The 22245-nt window shown below is 36.5% G+C and carries 26 protein-coding genes; 5 read left to right on the forward strand and 21 right to left on the reverse strand.

The window, feature by feature from the left end; genetic code table 11:
• Window positions 1-69: 69 nt before the first annotated feature.
• On the reverse strand, window positions 70-861 hold the full coding sequence (locus LG296_RS11235) for an ABC transporter ATP-binding protein (protein WP_181418092.1): 792 nt from the start codon (window positions 859-861) through the stop codon (window positions 70-72).
• Window positions 862-1058: 197 nt separating this feature from the next.
• Window positions 1059-1598 (reverse strand): NADPH-dependent FMN reductase, encoded by a 540-nt coding sequence (locus LG296_RS11240; protein WP_181418091.1) that lies wholly within the window; start codon window positions 1596-1598, stop codon window positions 1059-1061.
• A gap of 241 nt (window positions 1599-1839) precedes the next feature.
• Here LG296_RS11240 and LG296_RS11245 point away from each other — a divergent pair, with 241 nt between their 5' ends.
• Window positions 1840-2361 carry a methylated-DNA--[protein]-cysteine S-methyltransferase gene (locus tag LG296_RS11245; RefSeq protein ID WP_107934888.1) on the forward strand — a complete coding sequence of 174 codons (522 nt, stop codon included), beginning with the start codon at window positions 1840-1842 and terminating at the stop codon, window positions 2359-2361.
• Between the two features lie 405 nt (window positions 2362-2766).
• On the opposite strand, the gene LG296_RS11250 is transcribed toward LG296_RS11245, so the two are convergent.
• From LG296_RS11250 to LG296_RS11270, 5 genes are all read right to left on the reverse strand, one after another.
• Entirely contained in the window at window positions 2767-3243 is a 477-nt protein-coding gene (locus LG296_RS11250) for a DUF4064 domain-containing protein (RefSeq protein WP_107934887.1), read from the reverse strand.
• Window positions 3240-3731: a nucleoside 2-deoxyribosyltransferase gene (locus LG296_RS11255; protein WP_107934886.1), complete on the reverse strand. Its 492-nt coding sequence runs from the start codon at window positions 3729-3731 to the stop codon at window positions 3240-3242. Before LG296_RS11255 ends, LG296_RS11250 begins: the two co-directional genes overlap by 4 nt.
• 42 nt (window positions 3732-3773) lie before the next feature.
• Window positions 3774-4121 carry a CrcB family protein gene (locus tag LG296_RS11260; RefSeq protein ID WP_107934885.1) on the reverse strand — a complete coding sequence of 116 codons (348 nt, stop codon included), beginning with the start codon at window positions 4119-4121 and terminating at the stop codon, window positions 3774-3776.
• On the reverse strand, window positions 4109-4468 hold the full coding sequence (locus LG296_RS11265) for a CrcB family protein (RefSeq protein WP_107934884.1): 360 nt from the start codon (window positions 4466-4468) through the stop codon (window positions 4109-4111). The genes LG296_RS11260 and LG296_RS11265 overlap by 13 nt, the downstream gene beginning before the upstream one ends.
• 187 nt (window positions 4469-4655) lie before the next feature.
• Window positions 4656-5165, reverse strand: a complete 510-nt coding sequence (locus LG296_RS11270) for a DUF1648 domain-containing protein (protein ID WP_107934883.1) — start codon at window positions 5163-5165, stop codon at window positions 4656-4658.
• 234 nt (window positions 5166-5399) lie between these two features.
• Between LG296_RS11270 and LG296_RS11275 the strand changes: the two genes are divergently transcribed.
• Window positions 5400-6080 carry a VTT domain-containing protein gene (locus LG296_RS11275; RefSeq protein WP_107934916.1) on the forward strand — a complete coding sequence of 227 codons (681 nt, stop codon included), beginning with the start codon at window positions 5400-5402 and terminating at the stop codon, window positions 6078-6080.
• Window positions 6081-6137: 57 nt separating this feature from the next.
• Here the strand turns inward: LG296_RS11275 and LG296_RS11280 are convergent, their stop codons facing one another.
• The 4 genes from LG296_RS11280 to LG296_RS11295 form a co-directional block, all read right to left on the reverse strand.
• The gene (locus LG296_RS11280; protein ID WP_107934882.1) at window positions 6138-6626 is read right to left on the reverse strand and encodes a chemotaxis protein CheW; all 489 of its coding nucleotides are present in this window, start codon (window positions 6624-6626) and stop codon (window positions 6138-6140) included.
• A 21-nt stretch (window positions 6627-6647) separates the two neighbouring features.
• Window positions 6648-7760, reverse strand: a complete 1113-nt coding sequence (locus tag LG296_RS11285; protein WP_107934881.1) for a M20/M25/M40 family metallo-hydrolase — start codon at window positions 7758-7760, stop codon at window positions 6648-6650.
• Window positions 7761-7830: 70 nt separating this feature from the next.
• Window positions 7831-8790, reverse strand: coding sequence for a hypothetical protein (locus LG296_RS11290; RefSeq protein WP_107934880.1), 960 nt, complete (start codon window positions 8788-8790; stop codon window positions 7831-7833).
• A gap of 116 nt (window positions 8791-8906) precedes the next feature.
• Window positions 8907-9164, reverse strand: a complete 258-nt coding sequence (locus LG296_RS11295; protein ID WP_107934879.1) for a hypothetical protein — start codon at window positions 9162-9164, stop codon at window positions 8907-8909.
• A gap of 287 nt (window positions 9165-9451) precedes the next feature.
• Here LG296_RS11295 and LG296_RS11300 point away from each other — a divergent pair, with 287 nt between their 5' ends.
• Complete coding sequence (locus tag LG296_RS11300; RefSeq protein ID WP_107934878.1) at window positions 9452-9679, forward strand: twin-arginine translocase TatA/TatE family subunit; 228 nt, start codon at window positions 9452-9454, stop codon at window positions 9677-9679.
• 24 nt (window positions 9680-9703) lie between these two features.
• Window positions 9704-9883: a twin-arginine translocase TatA/TatE family subunit gene (tatA, locus tag LG296_RS11305; RefSeq protein ID WP_107934877.1), complete on the forward strand. Its 180-nt coding sequence runs from the start codon at window positions 9704-9706 to the stop codon at window positions 9881-9883.
• A 52-nt stretch (window positions 9884-9935) separates the two neighbouring features.
• Here tatA and LG296_RS11310 read toward each other — a convergent pair whose 3' ends face one another.
• Complete coding sequence (locus LG296_RS11310; RefSeq protein ID WP_107934876.1) at window positions 9936-11483, reverse strand: acyl-CoA carboxylase subunit beta; 1548 nt, start codon at window positions 11481-11483, stop codon at window positions 9936-9938.
• 3 nt (window positions 11484-11486) lie between these two features.
• Window positions 11487-11900, reverse strand: a complete 414-nt coding sequence (gene mce / locus LG296_RS11315) for a methylmalonyl-CoA epimerase (RefSeq protein WP_107934875.1) — start codon at window positions 11898-11900, stop codon at window positions 11487-11489.
• A gap of 121 nt (window positions 11901-12021) precedes the next feature.
• Between mce and prli42 the strand changes: the two genes are divergently transcribed.
• Window positions 12022-12114: a stressosome-associated protein Prli42 gene (gene prli42, locus LG296_RS11320; RefSeq protein WP_153062698.1), complete on the forward strand. Its 93-nt coding sequence runs from the start codon at window positions 12022-12024 to the stop codon at window positions 12112-12114.
• Window positions 12115-12130: 16 nt separating this feature from the next.
• Here the strand turns inward: prli42 and LG296_RS11325 are convergent, their stop codons facing one another.
• The 8 genes from LG296_RS11325 to LG296_RS11360 all read right to left on the reverse strand — a co-directional run bounded on the left by LG296_RS11325 (window position 12131) and on the right by LG296_RS11360 (window position 22243).
• Window positions 12131-13123 carry an aromatic acid exporter family protein gene (locus tag LG296_RS11325; RefSeq protein ID WP_107934874.1) on the reverse strand — a complete coding sequence of 331 codons (993 nt, stop codon included), beginning with the start codon at window positions 13121-13123 and terminating at the stop codon, window positions 12131-12133.
• A gap of 191 nt (window positions 13124-13314) precedes the next feature.
• Entirely contained in the window at window positions 13315-13755 is a 441-nt protein-coding gene (locus LG296_RS11330; RefSeq protein ID WP_107934873.1) for a BrxA/BrxB family bacilliredoxin, read from the reverse strand.
• Between the two features lie 65 nt (window positions 13756-13820).
• The gene (gene meaB / locus LG296_RS11335) at window positions 13821-14903 is read right to left on the reverse strand and encodes a methylmalonyl Co-A mutase-associated GTPase MeaB (protein ID WP_107934872.1); all 1083 of its coding nucleotides are present in this window, start codon (window positions 14901-14903) and stop codon (window positions 13821-13823) included.
• Complete coding sequence (gene scpA, locus LG296_RS11340; protein ID WP_107934871.1) at window positions 14903-17053, reverse strand: methylmalonyl-CoA mutase; 2151 nt, start codon at window positions 17051-17053, stop codon at window positions 14903-14905. Before scpA ends, meaB begins: the two co-directional genes overlap by 1 nt.
• Window positions 17053-18744, reverse strand: a complete 1692-nt coding sequence (locus LG296_RS11345; protein WP_107934870.1) for a methylmalonyl-CoA mutase family protein — start codon at window positions 18742-18744, stop codon at window positions 17053-17055. Before LG296_RS11345 ends, scpA begins: the two co-directional genes overlap by 1 nt.
• Before the next feature lie 231 nt (window positions 18745-18975).
• Window positions 18976-20295 (reverse strand): dihydrolipoamide acetyltransferase family protein, encoded by a 1320-nt coding sequence (locus LG296_RS11350; protein ID WP_107934869.1) that lies wholly within the window; start codon window positions 20293-20295, stop codon window positions 18976-18978.
• 14 nt (window positions 20296-20309) lie between these two features.
• Window positions 20310-21293, reverse strand: coding sequence for an alpha-ketoacid dehydrogenase subunit beta (locus LG296_RS11355; protein WP_107934868.1), 984 nt, complete (start codon window positions 21291-21293; stop codon window positions 20310-20312).
• Window positions 21293-22243 (reverse strand): thiamine pyrophosphate-dependent dehydrogenase E1 component subunit alpha, encoded by a 951-nt coding sequence (locus LG296_RS11360; RefSeq protein ID WP_107934915.1) that lies wholly within the window; start codon window positions 22241-22243, stop codon window positions 21293-21295. Before LG296_RS11360 ends, LG296_RS11355 begins: the two co-directional genes overlap by 1 nt.
• Window positions 22244-22245: the final 2 nt, after the last annotated feature.

Consider the following 22245-nt stretch of genomic DNA (forward strand, 5'->3'; position numbering starts at 1 on the left):
ATTTTCAATAAATTATATGTTCAGCATCTTTTAACATGAATAATAATGTATAATCCTTGTTTTTAATGTCTATTTTTGTTCTACAATTTCCTTTAAAGCAAGCCATGTTCGATTTTGCTCAATTTGAACCGAAATAGGACGGTCATAAAAGTCCGATAAAGTTTTCTCAGTTAAAATTTCGTTAGATCTGCCTTGTTTAAATACTTCCCCATTTTTTAATAATAAAGTGTGAGTAAAGCATGGAAGTATTTCTTCAACATGATGTGTTACATAAATAAGTGTAGGACATTCATTGGTTTTTGATACAGTTTCAATGATTTTCAGTAATTCTTCTCGAGCTATAATATCTAATCCGTTACAGGGCTCGTCTAATATTAGTAATTTAGGGCTAGCCATTAACGCTCTTGCGATTAATATTCTCTGGCGTTCCCCCTGTGACAAAGTTCTGTACTCCCGATCTTGCAAATGCTCACATTTCAGTAAACTCATATAAGCTTTCGCTTGCTCTACATCTGCCTGGTCCACAGCCTCCCATAGACCAATCGAGGCAAATTTCCCACTTAAAACAATACTTAAAACACTTTCAATTTCCTGTATTTGCTGTTGTATAGAAGAACTAATTAGTCCCATTTGTTTTCGCAAATCCGGTATATACGTTTTTCCAAACAATTCCCCTAGTACTTCTACCTGACCAACAGTAGGGTGTAGATAACCATTTATTATATTTAATAAAGTCGTTTTGCCGGAACCATTTAAACCTAAAATTGACCAGTGTTGCCCTTTTTCCACCTTCCACTCAACATTTTTTAAAATATCCTTTTTGTTCTTAGTGACTGTTACATTACTTATTTGAATCCTCACAACAGAATCCCCCTAATCCCATCCATACAAAGTGAAAATCTTCTATACTATATAAATATGATTTTTTCAGCTGTAATTTTCAAACTATTTACTTTATTTTAAACCTTAGTATGGAAACTGTATAGAAAATTGCTTGAATAATCGAGCTGATTTCAGAAAAAAGCCCACTCATAAAAAATGAGTGGGCTAATAATAAATTATTTACGGATTGTTTTAAGAGCTGTACTCCATGAAATTAGCTGATCTAACATATCATTTACAGATTGATTTTGTACATCCTTTGGTTTGAATACTGTACCATTTTCAAAATCAGTAAATAATGATAGTGCTGGATGTACACGAACGTCTGCAACAAGTAATTCCCCTAATATGCCACGTAGATGCTCGGCAGCACGGGCTCCACCAACAGAGCCATAACTAACAATACCAGCAGCTTTGTTATGCCATTCATCACGCAAGAAGTCTAAAGCATTTTTCAGAGCGCCTGAGAGTGAATGATTATATTCCTGAACGATGAAAACAAATCCATCACAGCTAGAAACACTTGCTGACCAATCACCGACACCCGAAGCATCTCCACCTGGTTCTCCTAATAACGGTAATTTGTAATTTGCAATATCAAGGATTTCATATGTGGCATCTCCACGACTATCCGCAATCCCTTTTACCCATTCTCCAACTTGTGGACTAACTCGACCTTCACGAGTACTTCCTAAAACTATACCAATTTTCAACATTAACTTTCCCTCCAACTTGTTAAGTAATTTCATTCATATCTACCAAATAATTATGATGAAAAAGTCACCATTTTATCCTCTAAAGTAAGTTGAAGAATTTTTCTTGGCAGAAATACTAAACATTATTACTTTTTCCAAGTATTTTATTTTTAAACTTGCATCATTTAAATAATGCCTGTTCACTGGCTTTAAATAGGTTAAAATATTCATGATAGATTATAGATTATTGGAGGTGTTTTTTATGGCAGGAGAAACGATTATTTATTATCAATTACTATTACATAAAGAATGGCAAGTCTATATTGCAGCAACTGAAAAAGGACTATGTTATCTAGGGACAGAGCACTCCTCAATAGACGATTTGGCTAAAAGCAGCATAAAACAATTTCCAGACTGTCGTTTAATCGAGGCAGAAGATAAATTAACTACTTATACAGACCAATTAAAAGAGTATTTTGATGGAGCAAGAAAGCAATTCACCTTCCCTTTTGACGTTCATGGTACCAATTTTCAGATGAATGTTTGGAAGGCACTGAGTGCAATTCCGTATGGTAAATCTTTTTGCTACTCTGACATTGCAAATCAGATAGGAAACCCTAAAGCTGTGAGAGCAGTGGGAACAGCAATCGGCTCTAATCCTGTTGCCATCGTCATCCCTTGCCATCGTGTATTAGGTAAAAGTGGAACACTGACTGGCTTTAGCGGCGGCTTGGATGTAAAAGAAAAGCTATTAGCACTAGAGAAAATTGCTTACAAGGCTTGAAGTAATTTAGGGACGATTTTACACTTGCATTTAAAATGGTGATTTCCCATTCAGTTGGTTAAAGGAATTTGGGTTTGGGGATAAGCGGAAAATTTCCTTTTAAATTTAAAAAAACCCATATTTCACTTAAAATAAAGGAATTTTTTCCGTCTATATTGCCCAAATTCATTCATTTGGGCATTTTTTAAGCAGTAAACCGGAATTTTCCTCCTTTTAATTACCTTTATGAAAATTAGAGTTAAATTTTAAAAATTAAAAAAGCATGGCACATTCCATTATGAATTGCCATACTTTTTTTAAAATCATTCAATTAATTGTCGAATCCAAATAACATAATCGCCAACTGAGACAGGCTTAACTTTCTCTCAATATAGAGCTGTTTTCCGAACTTTAAATCCAATCTAATTAATCAATAACATACCCATTTTCATCTGTCTTTTGAAGAGAGATGTCTGATTTTGGTTTTCGTACAAAGCACATTATAGCAGCAATGATCAACAAAATACCTTGTAGTGAAATAATCCCCGATAAAACCGCTGAAATACTAAATAAGATTCCCGCTAATTTTGCATTTTTGTCGACTCTGAATGTACCAATAATTCCAAGTACTAATGCAATGAGACCTAAAACTACAAACACCCAGCCTACTCCGCTTATAAAGCCAATAAAATCATCCATATATAATAGCAGATCATCCATCTCAGCTTGCGTTAATCCACTTGCAGACATTTGACTTTCAAATTCACTCTGTAAAACAGGGTCGCTCATGGTCATATCCATAAACATCCTGCTGCCAAATAGCATTACAATCAATAAACCTACCGCTAACACATTAAGTACATGTGCAATAATACTTAAAACCTTTTCACCCGTTCTTTTCACTGTTTTTCCTCCTTTAAATACCTTTTCACATTTTCAACAACAGCATCCACTGTACTTACGATGACACCATTTCTTTTAATTATGCCGATTACAAATAAATTTCGATATATGAATTGATTTTCTGTGCCATCTTCAACAAGGGCATTAATTTTTTGTTGATTTTCTCGTCCTAATTGGCGTACATCCGAAAATAACGCAATGATTGGTCGGTTGTAGGTAGAAAATGCGCCGATTTCCGCTGCTACACCAGAGTCAACCTCAATGCCATCTAAAACAGCAATTAATACATCACTATTTTGTAATTTTTCCATATCTGCCTCTGCAATTGCTATACTATTGGCAAATGCTTGTTTGTCGTTAATTGCATCATTTTCTTGTGGAACATAGAGATCAATTTCAGGTAATTCTTTACGAATTTCCTTGGCAAGCATTTCATTTACCAATCTGTCCCCTATTGAAAATAATCCATTTGCTAAATATGCCTTCATGTCAGTACCGCCTTTAATGTATGTATTTTACTATATCAATTATTACTTAAGCGCCCAACCTATTAAAAATCCAAGAATACCACCAATTAAATTCACGCTTATAAATAAAAATACTGTTCTCCATTTTTTTGCTTCAATCAATTTTACGATATCAAATGCAAAGGTTGAAAAGGTTGTAAAAGCCCCTAAAATCCCAACTGTTAAAAACGCAAGGATGGTACTTGATTCAATTACGCCATGACTTGCAATCCCAAGAAAAATTGACCCTAACACATTCACAGAAGCGGTAGCCCAATAGGAAGAAATTTTAATTTTAACAATCCATAGTTGAACCAAATACCGTAGTGCAGCCCCTACACCTCCTCCGAACGACACCATTATCCATTCCATGCTTGCTTACCTCGATTCAAAATGTACCCTAATAAAGCCGCTATAAAACATAGCAAAGTCATGACTAAACCATACACAATTCCGGAAAGCAGGTTCTCTTGCAGCAGGCTGAACCAGTTACCCGTAAAGGTAGAGAATGTAGTAAAAGCACCAAGCATTCCTGTCGTTAAAAATAAATTTGACGGCTTCTCATTTTTTAAAAAGTATCCATTTAAGCTACCAAGGATAAGGCTACCTAAAATATTTACAATCCAAAGCATGATGGAGGTATTTGTATATAATTGAACTAAATAGCGCAGTGCACTACCTAACATACCACCTAAAAATACTTGAATCAGATTTTGCAAAAAGCTCTCCCCAATCAGGAACGAATCACTAATTATATTTTAATAATATATTTTTTACTGAATATGCTTTTACAAAAGCTTTAAAAAACAACCCGTATCTAGTCTCGTTCAATTACCATTTTTATCTATATTATAATATAGATATTCCATTCTTCCCACCACGAATTAAATTGTAATTGCTCGTAATTCACTTTATTTTTGATTGCCTATATATTCCAATTCCGATTGTACCAAATAAGATAATCAAGATAATTGGGACTAATCCAATCGAGAACCTTTCTATTCCCCCTATTGCAACACGACCAATCTGAACAATTAAATAAGCAAACAAAATCAAACAAAAATTTTTTACGATATTTAGTAATTTGCGACTATGCAAATAAAATTGTTCTACATTTTCTTCATTGATTCGATCTGGATAATTATGCATATGAGGAGCTTTCTCTAAAAGGCTCATAATCACAAATAGGAACACTGCTATGATTGGGAGGAATATAAACTCGTATTTGGAACCCCAACGATCTATCTCCCCTTCAATATTGAAATGGGCAGGTATACTTTCCGGAATATTGCCCCAGTTTACTCCTACAAAGAGTATGGCTCCTAGAAAAAGGGTAATCCCTATAATATCCATTATTCTTTCACTCTTCGTTTTAGGTAAATAAAGAACTGGTCTATATGGCAAATACTTTTTCATTTATTACACCTCACGTCACATTAAGCTTTAGATATATCTACGATTAAATAGCCTGAAAAGTTTCAAATCTATCAGCGACTGTACGCTAGAAGTCATCTGAATTATAATTCAGATAAAAATTTGATGAAAAAAAGTTAAATTAAGGATAAATGCAGGTTAATTATTTTATTTTAAGAATATAATTTAATAAGATATATATTTAGAAATAACAGAATGGAGTTTGCTACATTGGATATGTCTGAAATCTTTGAAGTGTTACGGAGGCTTGATTCTGAACTTTACTTCTACATAGACAGGTTTGGAATCTATATATATTTACTGCTCTTTCTAATTGTCTTTGGTAAAACAGGTTTTGTTATCTTATCTTTTTTACCTGGAGATTCTCTTTTGTTTGCAAGTGGTGCAATTGCTGCAGTAGGTGAATTAAATATCTTTGTTTTATTTTTCCTACTCTTTGTTGCAACTTCTTTAGCTGATAGTAATAATTTTCTTATCGGACATGCTTTTAAAAGAATACCTGCTGAAAAAAATCGTCTCACTAAAATTATACCTATGTCAAGTATTGATAAAGCTAGTGACTTCTTAAATGAATATGAAAAAGTTGCTATTACCTTCTCTCGCTTTATTCCTTTAATGCGTACAATGATTCCTTTCATTGCCGGCTTTACTGGCCATTCTTATATTAACTTTGTCCGTTATAATGTACTTGGTGCGTTGATTTGGACCTTTGTATGGTTAGGTACAGGATTTGCCCTAGGAAATATACCATGGGTTGAAGAAAACCTGCTATTTACCTTAGTTTTAATAACAGTAATCATGTTCATTCCTAGTATTTATGGATTTACAACTCATTTTTATAAGAAAAATTCAACGATAACTAATAATAGTGAATCCCAATCAGAAAACCACAACTAATTATTCAAATAAAGAAGCTAGTAGGTGCAATAACTTTTTCACCATACTAGCTTACTTTTAAGAATTCACCTGATTATTTTCATCCTCAAGTAGTTTATGTAGATATTCAATAATTTCGCGAATTCCATCTAGTGAGTTTACTAGAATTTTCGGATCTACACATGCTATCATACGATCTTCTAGGTTTGCCACTGCTGTAAAATAACGAGTTTTTGAATAATTTACAAGCCCGACTTGTTTAATCTCGTTTTCTGTAAGATTTAAAATTTCCTTTGCCTCATCAACAACTAGCCCATAATTCACAATATCGGTGTTTAGTACAACCATTCTGCTTAAATCACCTTGGCTAGTCTGATTATAAAGAATACGGTTAAAGTCAATTACAGGGATTAGTTCCCCACGTACTCTTGCAAATCCGAGTAAATATTTCGGCAAATGCGGAATCGGTGTAATATGGCTCAATTTTTCAATAGAAACAACCTGGCCTACCGGAACTGCATATTCCTCTTTACCACAATTAAAAATAACAACTTTTTCAAATGACATTATTTCACCTCAACTAAAATGCTATTTTGAAGAACATTTTACTACTTCTACTAATAAATCGGCTAATTTCTCTAATTCTTCAATAGGCATACGTTCATTTGTTGTATGAATTTCTTCGTATCCAACCGATAAATTCACAGTAGGAATACCAAAGCCTGCAATAACATTCGCATCGCTTCCTCCGCCTGAAATACCAAGCTGAGGCTTTCTTCCAATAGTTTCTACTGCCTGCATTGCTATTTGAACAACACGATCAGATTCAGTAACTGAGAAGCCTGGGTACATTAATTTTACATCAACCTCTGCACGGCCACCTAAACCTTCAGCTACAGTTTCAAAGGTTTCTTTCATATGATTCACTTGAGCATCTAATTTATCTTTATTAATTGAACGAGCTTCAGCTAATATATAGACCTCATCACATACTATATTTGTCGCCTTGCCACCCTCAAAACGACCAATATTAGCTGTCGTTTCTTCATCAATTCTTCCAAGATTCATTTTCGCTACCGCTTTTGCAGCTAAAGTAATCGCTGAAATTCCTTTTTCTGGAGCTACACCAGCATGAGCTGTTTTACCGAAAATTTTCGTTTCTAATTTCACTTGGAACGGAGCAGCCGTTACAATTCCCCCAACTTTTCCGTCACTATCTACAGCAAAGCCTAATTTTGCCTGGATTAGAGAAGGATCTAACTCTTTCGCTCCTACCAAGCCACTTTCCTCACCAGCAGTAATGATAAATTGGATTGTACCATGCTCTATTTCTTGCTCTTTTAATCGGCGAGCCATTTCGAATAATGCAGCCATTCCGGCCTTATCATCCGCTCCTAATATCGTAGTTCCATCAGAATAGATATAGCCATCCTCGCGAATCTCAGGCTTAATGCCGATACCTGGAACAACTGTATCCATATGAACAGTGAAATAAATAGGCTCTACATCAAGTGATCCCTTTAAAGTGGCAATAATATTACCTGCACCATGACCATTACGAGTATGGGCATCATCTTGAAAAACATCGAATCCCATTTCTTCCAGCTTTTTTACTAGGATTGGTGCAATGATTTCTTCATGCTTTGTTTCTGAATCAATTTGCACTAGCTCTAAAAATTCATTTACTAAACGGCTGTTCATGTTATAAAACTCCCTTATACTTCATTATTCTTCTATTTTACGCCTCAAAAAGTTTGAAGACAACCAAACATTACTTGTTTAGCATTAATATACTATTTTTCTGCTTTATAAGTTCAATTTGTTTTTGCTCGACTAGTTGTAATTTTTGTTCAATTTTAAGTATTGTATTTCGAACATCAGAAAGGACTCTTGATATATGTTCCTTTGATGAAGTAATCTTCGTATGAGTCGACCAAGCTGAAAATATATCATCAAAAAAATAATCAGCAAATTTCACAAATCCATCTGTATTGATAGTTAAATGTCTGGTCGACATTTCTTGAATATCGAGCAACTCATTTTTAAAGCGTTGGAGCGCTATTTGTGCCTGATGCATTTTATTTTTCGATTCATCTATTTTTTCATGCTTTAAATGGGTAGCGAGTAGTCCCCCACCCAAAAACGTATCCCAGGTTGAGTAATTACTTGCACTATCCAACACCTTTAATGTACTAGACAATATCCGAATTGCATCTTTTCCTGTCGCTCTTGCTTCTTCTATTTCTATTTTTAATTTGCTGCAATTGAGCTCTTCTTCTTCTAATTGCTGTAATTTTAATGCTTTATCCGGCTCAAATTCTTTAAGCCATATTTGTTTTTTTGCTATGAGCAGCTCTAATTTATTATTTAGTTTTTGTTGATCGCTTTTTTGAAGCTCAGAAGTTGTTAATACTAAATCATTTGTTAAATCTTCTTTCATTTTTTCTGCTTCATTCATTTTCAATTCAAGTATTGCAGCCTTGTCAATTTTTTGTGCACGTAATTCTTCTTGTTTACCTGTCCAGCTTTGAATTAAATTAATGAATGAAAAACTATCCAAATGCTGAAGCTTCTTTCTTATTTCTTTAAGCTCTAAATTATAATTATCAATTTCTCTTTTGATATGTGTAAGCTGTTCTGTTAAGTTTTCCTTTTGTTTATTTAGTTTCTCAATTCTTTTTAACTGTATGAAAACTTCTTCTTGTTCTTTATGAAGCTGATTCCATGTCACCTGAACATCCCCCCTTAAAATAAATACGGTTTAATTTGGTAAATAGTTTCGATCGTATTAAAAAATGGCCACCTCTTTATAGAGATGACCAGCTTTTATATAATCTTGTTTCATTTTTAATGAAACAACGCTCCAAAATTAAAACAAAAGGCAAAAATAATTGCCCCTATAATAATGGTTACCATAAATCCTAAATGCTTGATGCCAACCCAACAGCCTATAATAATCGCTAAGCCAACAGCACCAATTATTAAAGCAAGTCCTGATATTGCCCCATAATATACAGATAAGGCATACGCAGCACCCATAGTTATTAATATTCCAGCTAACACTTGAAAAATCAATGATAGCTCTTCACGGTTATATTGTGTCATGTGATTCCTCCTAGATACTTTCCATTTCTACCTACAAAAGCAATTTGTAGGACACTCTAAATTTAGAAGTTGATAATTTATTTTTAACTAAGTTACGTATTGTTACTCCTAATTAAATGATAAAAATTTAATTTATTAATAAAGATAGCAGTTATGATGTACTTCACTGCAGTATTATCAGTGTTTAATTTTAATAAGTATCATCATTTTGGAGCAAACTAATAAAAAACAAGTTAAAAAGAAAAAAATGGACAAGCTACATACTAACACAAAAAGGAGGAGTTTTCATGCTACAGTCCATTGGCGTTCCAGGATTAGTTATTATACTTGTCATCGCATTAATATTATTTGGTCCTTCAAAATTGCCACAACTAGGTAAAGCTGTCGGACAGACCTTAAAGGAATTTAAAAATTCTACAAAAGAGATTGTTGATGACGTGACAGGAGAGTTTAAAGAAGTGAAGGAAGAATTCACCTTAGTGGATCTTAAAAAAGAAGACAGCTCGAAAAAATAGTGTTTGTATTGGAGGGAAATTTGAATGCTAAGCACAATTGGAATTCCAGGTTTAGTCATTATTTTAGTGATTATCTTATTAATATTTGGACCTTCCAAACTCCCTAAATTAGGTCGTTCTATTGGTGAGTCCATGAAAAACTTCAAAGAGTCAACTAAAGGTGTTTTAGATGACGATGACATCAAAAAAGAAGAAAAACTATAGATAAAAGAGTTGTTCCTTTAACAATAGGAACAACTCTTTTTAGGCGTTTTTCTTATAATGGGATATTTCCGTGTTTTTTGGATGGGCGTGTTTCTTCTTTGTTGGACAGCATATCTAGAGCCTGTATCAGTTTAATACGTGTTTCTCTAGGATCGATAACATCATCTACCATCCCACGTGATGCAGCTACATAAGGGTTTGCAAATTTCTCCTTATATTCTTCAATTTTAGCAGCACGCGTAGCATCAGGATCTTGCGATTTAGCAATTTCATTAGCAAAGATAATATTTGCTGCTCCTGCTGCACCCATTACTGCAATTTCTGCATTCGGCCATGCAAATACTAAGTCTGCTCCGATGGCTTTAGAATTTAGTGCTACATATGCTCCACCATATGCTTTGCGTAAAATAACTGTTATTTTAGGAACAGTTGCTTCAGAATATGCATATAGGATTTTCGCACCGTGTCGGATGATTCCGCCATGCTCTTGTTTAACTCCCGGGAAGAAGCCTGAAACATCCTCAAAAGTGATAATCGGAATATTGAAGGAATCACAAGTTCTTATAAAGCGTGATGCTTTGTCAGATGAATCAATATCTAGACCACCAGCAAGTGCTTTCGGTTGATTACAAACTAACCCTACAGATTCCCCTGCAATACGAGCAAAGCCTACTACAATATTTTTTGCAAATTCAGAATGCACTTCCATAAATGAACCTTCATCCACAACTTGCTCTACTACTCTTCGAACATCGTAGGGCTTTGTCGGTTCAATAGGTACATAGTCAATGATATCTGGACGATAATCATCTGTTTCAGGTCTTGGTTGCTTTGGTGCCTTTTCTTTATAGCTTTGAGGTAAGTAGCTTAGTAATCTACGAATTTGATCAATAGATTCCTCTTCAGACGGTGCACGGAAATGAGCATTTCCACTAATGGAGTTATGCACCTTTGAACCACCTAAATCTTCGGAAGAAATTTTTTCTCCAGTTACCGTTTCGATTACTTTTGGTCCAGTAATGAACATTTGCGAGGTTTTATCAACCATTAAAATAAAATCAGTAATTGCAGGCGAGTAAACTGCACCACCCGCACATGGGCCCATAATTACTGAGATTTGTGGAATTACGCCTGAATAGATTGAATTACGATAGAAAATATGACCATAACCATCTAAAGACAATACGCCTTCTTGAATACGCGCACCACCTGAATCATTAATGCCGATAAATGGTGTACCATTTTTGGCTGCTAAATCCATAACGGCTGCAATTTTCATGGCATGCATTTCACCAAGGGCACCACCAAAAACAGTAAAGTCTTGTGCAAATAAATAGACATTTCGCCCATTTACTTTACCAAAGCCTGTCACTACACCATCTCCAGGTCCAACCTGCTTGTCCATCCCAAAGTCTGAAGTTCTATGGGTAATAAAAGGATTGATTTCTACGAAGGTACCTTTATCCAGCAATAAATCAATACGCTCACGAGCAGTTAGCTTGCCTTTTTCATGCTGCTTTTCAATTCTTTTGTCTCCCCCACCAAGCTCGATTTCACGCTTACGGTCATACATTTCATTTATTTTATCAAACATATCCATAGCTTATTTATCCCCTTTTCCACTTTTGTCACACAGCTCATATAAAACACCAAAAGAATCCTTTGGGTGTAAGAAGGCTACCTCAGCTCCTCCTGCACCTGGTTTTGGTTCATCCGAGAGAATCCTTACCCCTTTTTCTCTTAATTCTTGCATTCTCTCACGAATATCAGAAACTCCAAAAGCTATATGTTGAATACCCTCACCACGTTTTTCAATATGTTTATAGATTGCACTATCTTCACTTGTTGGCTCTAATAATTCAAACTTCACATTACCCGCATCTATAAATGCGACACGTACTTGCTGAGACGGAACTTCTTCAATTTTCAGTAATTTAAGCCCAAGCGTCTCCGTGTAATATGTAATTCTCTCATCCAAGCTTTTGACAGCAATACCAATATGGTCCACTCTCTCCATCCTAACACCCCTCTGTTATAGTACATTTATATTTTAACTAATTTGAAAACAATTGGCTACGTACTTGTGTTATTTTCTAAATTTGATAAACTAAAAATAAGAAACAAAGGAGAGAACGAATATGAGTAATAAAAAATTTCAGAAGATAGTTGTATATTGTATGATAGCAATTATGGTAATCTCTACTTTAGCATTTGGTCTATCATTCTTCTAAAATCAAAACCTTGCGATTACAATTCTTCTGTAATCGCCTTTTTTCTTCCCTTTTTCTTTATTCCTTTGTAAGACTGTTTAATAACTAAGTACTCATCCATCTCTTCGATAAATTGATAGAGTGATGCCATTGCAAGAAATTTTTCGTGAGTTTCTGGCGAAGGCATTTTTGCAAATTCTTTTTTCACAATTTCTAATTTCTCTCTAAATCTTTTCGCTGTGTTGCCGGAGTGTACATTTTCAGCCAAATCCTCCATAAAATCCGCCACTAACTCCGCTTGCTGTACCATAACAGGCAATGTTGTAATTTTTGGTAATACGCGTTCAATAATTTCAAATTGTCTCTCACGCATATCAAAATAAAGATAGAATTCATTCTGTTTTCGGGTTAAATGGTTTTCAACATCCTTGAAGGCTAAAGATTTTGCTCTATTTAAAAGATTTTCCGCCTCAATGAGTTCTTTCCCATCCCAAGAGGTATCACCATTACGTAGGTATTTCACGATTTCAGAGAAGATCGAACGGTAAATGGTCTCTAACTCGTCAATATATCGTTCTAAGTCCTTCTGGTAATCGCCCATATACATATTTACCGCTAGACCTGTACCAAAGCCTATTGCCATCAAGGTAAGCTCATTTAGAAATAATTCAAGAGTGAAGTTAGCTTCTGAGTATATGTGCATAATAATTACTACACTTGATATAAATCCAGCAGATACATTTATTGAAACAATTGTAGGTATAAATAAAAGAATCATAATCCCAAGCACAATAGGGTTATAAGCAAAGCTTTCAAACAAAAGATAGGCAAATGCCATGCCTATAAAACTCGCTACCAACCTTGTATAGACTGCATGTACAGACTTTCTTTTTGTTGTCTGAATGCATAGTATTGTTAGAATAGCTGCTGAGGATGCAAAGTCTAAATTGAAATAGCTCGCGATTGCGATAGCAATTGTGGCACCTACTGCTGTTTTAATAGTTCGATAGCCGATTTTATATTTTTTAATATCGACTTCCTCCTTTAAACATCCATACTGAAAATTGCGACAAAATAAAATGTTAGAAAACTAGGCTGATTGCCAAGCTTTTAGCAACCAGCCCTCGTTTTCGATTTTGCAATAAGAAGCCATTTGCTATCTTATCCATAAAGCCTGTCCCAAAATGAATTAAGACTAGGTTTTCTTAATAGAAACAACTATTACAGTTCTTCGCAGTACTCTTCAAAGTTACCTTGCAGGTTTGTAACTACTGACATAGGATCATGACCTTCAATTTCATGTCTTCCAACATCTGCAACCACTTTACCATCTTTTAATAAAACAAATGCTGGTGATGATGGAATATGCTCATCTCCAAAGAAATGACGCGCAGCAGCAGTCGCTTCTTTATCTTGACCAGCAAACACAGTTACTAGGTGATCTGGACGTTTATCATAATGAATAGCGTTCGCTGCTGCTGGACGTGCAATACCACCTGCACAGCCACATACTGAGTTAACCATTACAAGAGTTGTACCAGGACGAGCAAATGCTTCCTCAACCTCTTCTGGTGTACGTAGTTGTTCATAGCCCGCACCTTCAATTTCAGCACGTGCTGTTCTTTTAATTTCTTCCATAAATAAATCGTAATCCATATTCATGATTTATCGCTCCTCTCAACTATTCATTTTAACATAAAGCTGTGAAATTGCAGACATTCTTGCTTTTAAGGAAATAATTTTGAAACACCCTGTGTAACAGTAATTTCTCCTCGTAGTATGGCCTCTTCTATTGACTTTACTTGAATTTTACGATTAGAATTTTGGAAAAAAGAATCGATCAGTGAATCTCGTATCATCGTATGAAACCACTCTTTCGTTTGCTCAAGACGCCTAGATTCCCAAATATCTGTTCTTTTAATGGTTTGCTCAAATTCGCAAATCATCTCCCATATATCTGATAAGCCTGTTTTTTCTATCGAGGAAGCAGGGAGAGCCCTACTCATCCACCCAGGTGTTGCTGGCTGTAGAAAGTGCAAAATTTGCATATACTCACGAACTGTCCTGCGAGCCTTCTGAACATTATCACCATCACTTTTATGAACAACTATTCCATCCGCTAGCTCCATAATCCCTTTTTTCATGCCTTGTAATTCATCCCCAGCACCTGTTAGCACTAATAGAAGGAAAAAGTCTACCATTCCGCGCACATATGTCTCACTCTGACCGACTCCAACGGTTTCTATTAGAATAACATCGTATCCCGCAGCCTCACATAAAAGCATCGTTTCTCTCGATTTTTTATGAACGCCACCTAGAGTACCTGCACTTGGAGATGGCCGTACAAATGCACTCTTGTTCCGGCTCAGCTCCTCCATGCGTGTTTTATCTCCTAAAATACTTCCACCAGATAGTGTAGAACTAGGATCGATTGCTAAAACTGCTACCTTTTTCCCCATATTACATAGCATTGTTCCAAAGGCTTCTATAAAAGAACTCTTTCCTGCACCAGGCACCCCCGTAATCCCTATCCGAATACTTTTCCCCGTATAGGGTAGGAGCTCCTGTAAAAGCCTTTGAGCCTGTTCCTTATGCTCATGATGCGAGCTTTCAATAAGGGTGATGGCCTTTGAAAGGGACGTTCGATGTCCGAATCGAATTTCTTCTACTAGCTGATTTATATTAACAGGATCCGGACTTTTCTTCTTAAACTTTTTAGGTTTAATGGTTAGTCCATCATGACCACCTTCTACACCAGATCTAACATTTAATGCACCCTTATCCTGCTGAAGGTTTTCCTTACGTTCCATTATTCAGACACTTCCTCGTATCCCAAACGTCGGTAAATTTCTTCGATGATTTTTATAGCAGAAACCGGGATTACTGTACCAGGTCCAAAGATAGCCACTGCACCGGCATCATATATATATTGATAATCCTGAGCCGGTATTACCCCACCAACAATAACAATAATATCCTCGCGACCAAGCTTTTGTAGTTCTTCAATTAGTTCTGGCACCAGTGTTTTGTGTCCAGCAGCAAGCGAAGATACACCTACACAATGAACATCATTTTCAACAGCCATTTGTGCTGCTTCTTCTGGGGTCATGAACAATGGCGATATATCTACATCGAAGCCAAGATCTGCATAGCCTGTTGCTACTACCTTTGCTCCACGATCATGCCCATCCTGTCCCATTTTTGCTACAAGGATACGAGGACGGCGCCCTTCATTTTCTAAAAATTCTTCTGTCATTTGCTTTACTTCTTTAATCAGCTCATCATCTGAGAAATTGGAAGAGTACACACCAGAAATTGAACGGATGACTGCTTTATGTCGACCCGAAACTTTTTCGATTGCATCAGAGATTTCTCCTAAGGACGCTCGAGCACGGGCAGCATCCACAGCAACAGCCAATAAGTTTTCCTCACCAGTTTGTGCAGCATTCGTTAAACGATCTAATTGTTTTTGTACTTCGTCTTCATCACGCTCTGCTTTTAATCTCTCTAAACGCTCGATTTGTTTTTGACGAACAATAGTATTATCAATATCCAGAATATCGATCGGTTCCTCTTTATCTAATAGATATTTATTTACCCCAACAATGGTTTCTGCTTTAGAATCAATTTTCGCTTGGCGTTTTGCAGCAGATTCCTCTACTTTCATTTTAGGCAAGCCTGTTTCGATTGCTTTTGCCATTCCACCTAGCTCTTCTATTTCATTGATTAATTCCCATGCTTTTCGAGTAAGCTCCTCAGTTAACTTCTCTACATAATAGGAGCCGCCCCATGGATCAATTACCTTTGTCATTCCAGTTTCCTCTTGAAGAAATAGCTGAGTATTACGAGCAATTCTAGCTGAGAAGTCTGTTGGTAAGGCAATGGCTTCATCTAATGCATTTGTGTGAAGAGATTGTGTATGTCCCATTGAAGCAGCATTTGCCTCGATAAGAGTTCGCGTCACATTATTAAACGGATCCTGTTCAGTTAAAGACCAGCCCGAGGTTTGTGAATGAGTACGTAAAGCAAGAGACTTTGGATTTTTCGGATTAAACGTGCTCATCATTTGGGCCCAAATCCGTCGAGCAGCACGCATTTTGGCTACTTCCATGTAATAGTTCATCCCAATTGCCCAGAAGAATGACAGCCTAGGAGCAAATGAATCAATATCAATTCCTGCCTTCAAGCCGGTACGAACATATTCCAGCCCATCAGCTAATGTATAAGCTAATTCAATATCATTCGTAGCTCCGGCCTCTTGAATATGGTAGCCGGAAATAGAAATAGAATTAAATTTTGGCATGAACTTACTAGTGTATTCAAAGATATCAGCAATAATTTTCATAGACATCTCAGGTGGATAAATGTACGTATTACGCACCATATATTCCTTTAAAATATCATTTTGGATTGTACCCGCAAGCTGCTCAGGTGTCACCCCTTGCTCTTCTGCTGCTACAATATAGAAGGCCATAATTGGTAATACAGCACCATTCATTGTCATTGAAACCGACATTTGGTCTAATGGAATACCATCAAATAGTATTTTCATGTCCTCAATTGAATCAATGGCAACCCCGGCTTTCCCTACATCCCCTTTTACCCTTGGATGTGTAGAGTCATAGCCACGGTGAGTGGCTAAGTCAAATGCAACTGATAACCCTTTTTGACCCATTGCTAAATTACGACGATAAAATGCATTCGATTCTTCTGCTGTAGAAAACCCTGCATATTGACGAACTGTCCATGGACGAGCTACATACATCGTTGGATAGGGTCCACGTGTATTTGGTGCCACTCCAGAAACGTCATTAAGATGAGCTGCATTTTCAATATCTTTCTTATTATAAAATTCATTTACTTCAATGCCTTCGTTTGTCATAAAGCTGCGACTAGAACGTAGCTTCTCAGTTACTAAAACATCTTTAATTTGAATCGATTCGAAATTTGGCTTACTCATCATTGTACCTCCTTCAAGCTTTCTAGAATCTCAGATAGCTTATCGACAATATTTTGACCAGCAAATATAAAGCCATTTAAACCTTTTCCAAGCCATTCCTCTTGCTCTTCTTTAAATTTGCCTGCAGCATCTAATAGCAAGCCTTCCAGTTTTGACTCTAGAATTGAAGGGACAAGTAGTCTTGTATCTTCGTCCTTTGCGGCAATCACTACATAATCATAATTTGCATTTTCTAACCAAGCTATAGCTTCTTCAACACTTTGTAGTTCTCCTGACTTCTCGGGTACGATCCCGGCAGTAGCAATAAAGCCCTCCACAAAATCTGCACGTGGTTTAAAATCTTTTAATTTTCCATAGGTTAAAATCGCAATTTTCGGTTGAAGGTTTTTGTAGTTCACACGCAGGTTTTCAAAGGGAATCGCTAACCTTTTAATATCTGCAAATTGAGCATGTGTATCCGCAGGTACTTCATCATTTGGATTAGCATAAATATTAGTCCCAATTAGTGAGTGATTTCTCGTAGCAACAGCTTTAACTCTATTTTTGTATACCTTATCGATATCAGACTGTAATTCACCAGAATGTGTGTAAGCTTCAATTCCCCCAGCTTTCTCGATATCTAAAAAAAGTGCCCAGGCTTTTTCTACATATTCAGCAGTTAATGTTTCAATAAAGTACGAGCCTCCAGAAGCATCTAAAACATTTTCAACATAGGACTCTTCTTTTAAAACTAACGCAACATTGCGAGCAATTCGCATTGATTTATCATTAGGCTTTGTTAAGCAATCATGTGGATGGACTGTAAAATAGTCTGCTCCTCCAATTAGTGCAGCAAAGGCTTCATTACCCGCACGTAATAGATTCACAAATTCATCGGCTTTTGTATAACTGCGTAATGAGCTTTCTGCTAGTACCGAAATTTTTGTAGCCTCTTCCATTCCATAGGCTTGTGAAAACGCTTTCCACATCACTTTAAATGCTCGTAGCTTTGCGATTTCCGAAAAGAAATCTGTATCAATAGCAAAGTTTACAAAAAATTGGGCTGTGAACTTTTCGAAATCACCTACAGATTGAGCATATTTGTTGGCTAAAGCAAGAGCAATAGCCAACTCTTGGACAGCATTTGCACCATCATTATGATAAGGCACAAGATTTGCTGCAGCTGTTTTAACCTTTTCAAAATTAATCGAGCTAATTGGTTCGTTACTAAGAATAAACCCTTCTATATTCGGATTATCTATTATACTGAAAACATTTAAAATTGGGTCATTTTCATTTTCTACAAAAATTTTAAATGAATTTTCAGATAAAAATCGAGCTAATTTAGTTAAATTTTCATCGTTCCAGGAAAATGAAACAAGACTATTGATCGTTATACAGTCATTCCCTTTTTCAATACTAGCTTGTAAAGAGCTAAAAAATTGCTCAGACGTTTCCCCATAAATTTGCTGTGCAATATTAAAAGTATCACTTGCTTTTAATGAGCGGATAGTTGAAATTTGTTGTTCTAATTGCTCGTCTAATTTATCCACTAGCATTTCTTTTGTATAAAGAGGCTGTAATGTTACACCTTCAATAGTATTTGTAAATAATGTTTCAAACGGTTTCCCCTTTAATGCTTTTATTGCTTGTTCTTTCCACTCATCATAACTAACAGCTGGAAATTGAATATCCTTCATTTGAATTGACATATTCTCGCTTAAAAGCTTCCCCCTTTAACTATATCCGCTTTGATTTCTAAGACACTATTTTAAAATCATATAGTACATTTTTAACTAGTTCATGCATAACACAACTCATCTAGTTAAAGATTAAAGTATATATTAATTCTACATTAGAAAAGCTTTCCAATAAAGTATAAAAAACACAACTCCACACCAATGGCGAGTTGTGTTTTCTTTTACCTATATTCTTTAAAGCTTTTAATAGACCGACATTGTATCTTTGTTTACATTTTCCAGAATCTCTTTTACTCGATTCAGGAATTTGCCGCAAATTAGTCCATCTAAAATACGATGGTCTAGGGATAGACATAAATTCACCATATCACGGGCAGCAAACATGCCACCTTCCATGATTACTGGCCTTTTAACAATCGACTCGACCTGTACAATAGCAGCTTGTGGGTAATTGATAATCCCCATAGACTGAACTGAGCCAAATGAGCCAGTATTATTGACAGTAAATGTCCCACCTTGAATATGCTCTGAACGAAGCTTTCCGTTTCTAACAAGTGTGGACAGTTCAGAAATTTCCTTAGCAATACCTTTAATAGACTTTTCGTCTGCATGTTTGATGACAGGTACAAAAAGGGCATCCTCTGTTGCAACTGCGATGGAAATGTGAATATCCTTCTTTTGTATAATTTTATCATCCGCCCAAACAGAATTCATCATCGGGAACTCTTTTAACGCTCTTGCTATTGCTTTTATAAAGAAAGCAAAATAAGTTAAATTAAAGCCTTCCTTTGCTTTGAATTCATTTTTGATAGAATCTCGATAGCTTACAAGATTCGTAACATCCACTTCCATCATCATCCAGGCATGTGGAACCTCTTGCGTACTTCGAACCATATTTTTTGCAATTGCTCTTCGCACAGATGAAACAGGTATTTCTATGTCCCCATTTACACTTTGTACTGAAGATTCCTTGGTTGGTATAGATACAGGTTTTTCTTCTACCTGTTGTGCTATTGTTTCCATTTCAATCTTGGCTGAAGTATCTGCTTGCGGTATTTGACCGTCTTCTATTAGCTTTTGTAGATCTTTTCTTGTAATACGTCCTTCTAAACCTGTGCCCTCCACTAGCTGTAAATCAATATTATGCTCCTCGGCAATTCGTAAAACAGCTGGCGAATAACGTTTTTTTGAAGCTCCTAAAGAATTTGATTCCTTTTTCAGGGCTTTGGATTCGTCCTTTTGCTGAGGCTGATTGGCATTTAAGATTGCTGAGCTGACATTTGGATTCTTAGGTTGAACAGTTACTTTTTCAGTTGCAGCATCTGTTACTTCCACCGAACAAATTATCGTACCAACCTCTAGTGCCTCACCTTCTTTTGCAATGAGCTCTTTAATCGTTCCAGTAAAAGAAGAAGGAATTTCTGCATTTACTTTATCAGTTACCACTTCCGCTATTGGATCGTATTTGTTGACCTGATCACCGGGCTTAACCAACCATTTTTCAATTGTACCCTCGGTCACACTTTCTCCAAGCTGTGGCATTAAAATATTTTCAATAGACATATAATATCCCCCTTTTAGAACGCGGCTAAGCTGCGCATTGCCTGTTCTATTTTTTCAGGATTAATCATGAAATATTTTTCCATTGTTGGTGCATATGGCATAGCAGGAACATCTGGTCCAGCTAATCGCTTAATAGGTGCATCTAAATCAAATAAACAGTGCTCTGCAATAATTGCAGCAACCTCACTCATAATGCTACCTTCTTTGTTATCCTCTGTCACTAATAATACTTTTCCAGTCTTACTTGCTGCTTCAATGATTGCTTCCTTATCTAATGGATAAACAGTTCGTAAGTCTAAAATATGGGCTTCTATACCATCTGCTGCAAGTCGTTCTGCGGCTTGAATAGCGAAATTTACAGCTAAACCATATGTTATTACCGTGATGTCATCGCCTTCACGTTTTACGTCGGCCTTACCAATAGGCAGTACATAGTCCTCAGAAGGTACTTCCCCTTTTATTAAACGATATGCACGCTTGTGCTCGAAAAATAATACTGGGTCTTCGTCTCGTATTGCTGCCTTTAGCAAGCCCTTCGCATCATATGGAGTGGAAGGAATAACAATTTTCAATCCTGGTGTACCTGCAAATAAGGCTTCTACTGATTGAGAGTGATAGAGCGCCCCATGAATTCCACCACCAAATGGTGCACGAACTACGATAGGACAGTTCCAATCATTATTTGTACGATAACGGATTTTAGCCGCCTCTGAAACGATTTGGTTCACCGCCGGCATGATGAAGTCAGCAAATTGCATCTCAGCAATCGGACGCATACCAACCATAGCGGCACCAATTGCCACACCAGCAATCGCACTTTCTGCTAAAGGAGTATCTAATACTCGATATTCACCAAATTCATCATATAAGCCAGCTGTCGCCTTAAATACCCCACCTTTAAGACCAACATCCTCACCTAATATAAAAACACGCTCATCACGTTGCATTTCTTCCTTCATAGCCATTTGAATTGCTTCAATATAAGAAATCACTGCCATTAGCTCTCTTCTCCTTCCTCGTACACGTATTTCAGTGCATGCTCTGGAGGTGCATACGGAGCATTTTCCGCATAATTTGTAGCTTCATTGACGATATTCATTATTTTTTCATTCAATTGTGCAAGATCATTTTCTGTTGCTGTCTTTGACTCAATTAAATAGTTCTCAAATAATTTGATTGGGTCATTTGCTTTACCTTCTGCAATATCCTCAGCAGTGCGATATTGACGGTCGTCGTCATCTGACGAATGCGCTGTCAAACGGTAAGTGACCGTTTCGATTAAGCTCGGCCCTTCCCCACGTCTCGCACGATCTGCCGCCTCTTTAACAACTTCATAAACTGCTAATGGATCTTTGCCATCAACAGTTACACCTGGCATTCCATAGCCGATAGCTCGATCAGAAACCTTTGCACACCCCAATTGCTTTTCAATTGGTACAGAAATCGCATATTGGTTATTTTCAACTAAAATAATAACAGGTAGCTTATGAACACCAGCAAAATTAGCTCCTTCGTGAAAATCTCCTTGATTTGTAGAGCCTTCCCCGAGGGTCACAAACGCTAAGTAGTCTTCATTTCTCATCTTCCCTGCAAGTGCTACACCAACCGCATGTGGTATTTGTGTCGCCACAGGAGATGACCCTGTAATTATCCGATTTTTCTTCTGTCCAAAGTGGCCAGGCATCTGACGTCCGCCAGAATTTGGGTCCTCTGCTTTTGCAAAGGCAGAAAGCATTAAATCTTTTGGTGTCATACCAAAATGTAAAACGACACCCATATCACGATAATACGGTGCGATATAATCCTTTGTTTCATCTAATGCAAAAGCCGCTCCAACCTGTGCTGCTTCTTGACCTTGACAAGAAATAACAAATGGAATTTTACCTGCTCGGTTAAGTAGCCACATTCTTTCGTCAAGTCGTCTTGCTGTTAACATCGTCTCATACATTT

The organism is Ureibacillus chungkukjangi (assembly GCF_044795995.1).
Taxonomy (GTDB): Bacteria; Bacillota; Bacilli; order Bacillales_A; family Planococcaceae; genus Ureibacillus; species Ureibacillus chungkukjangi.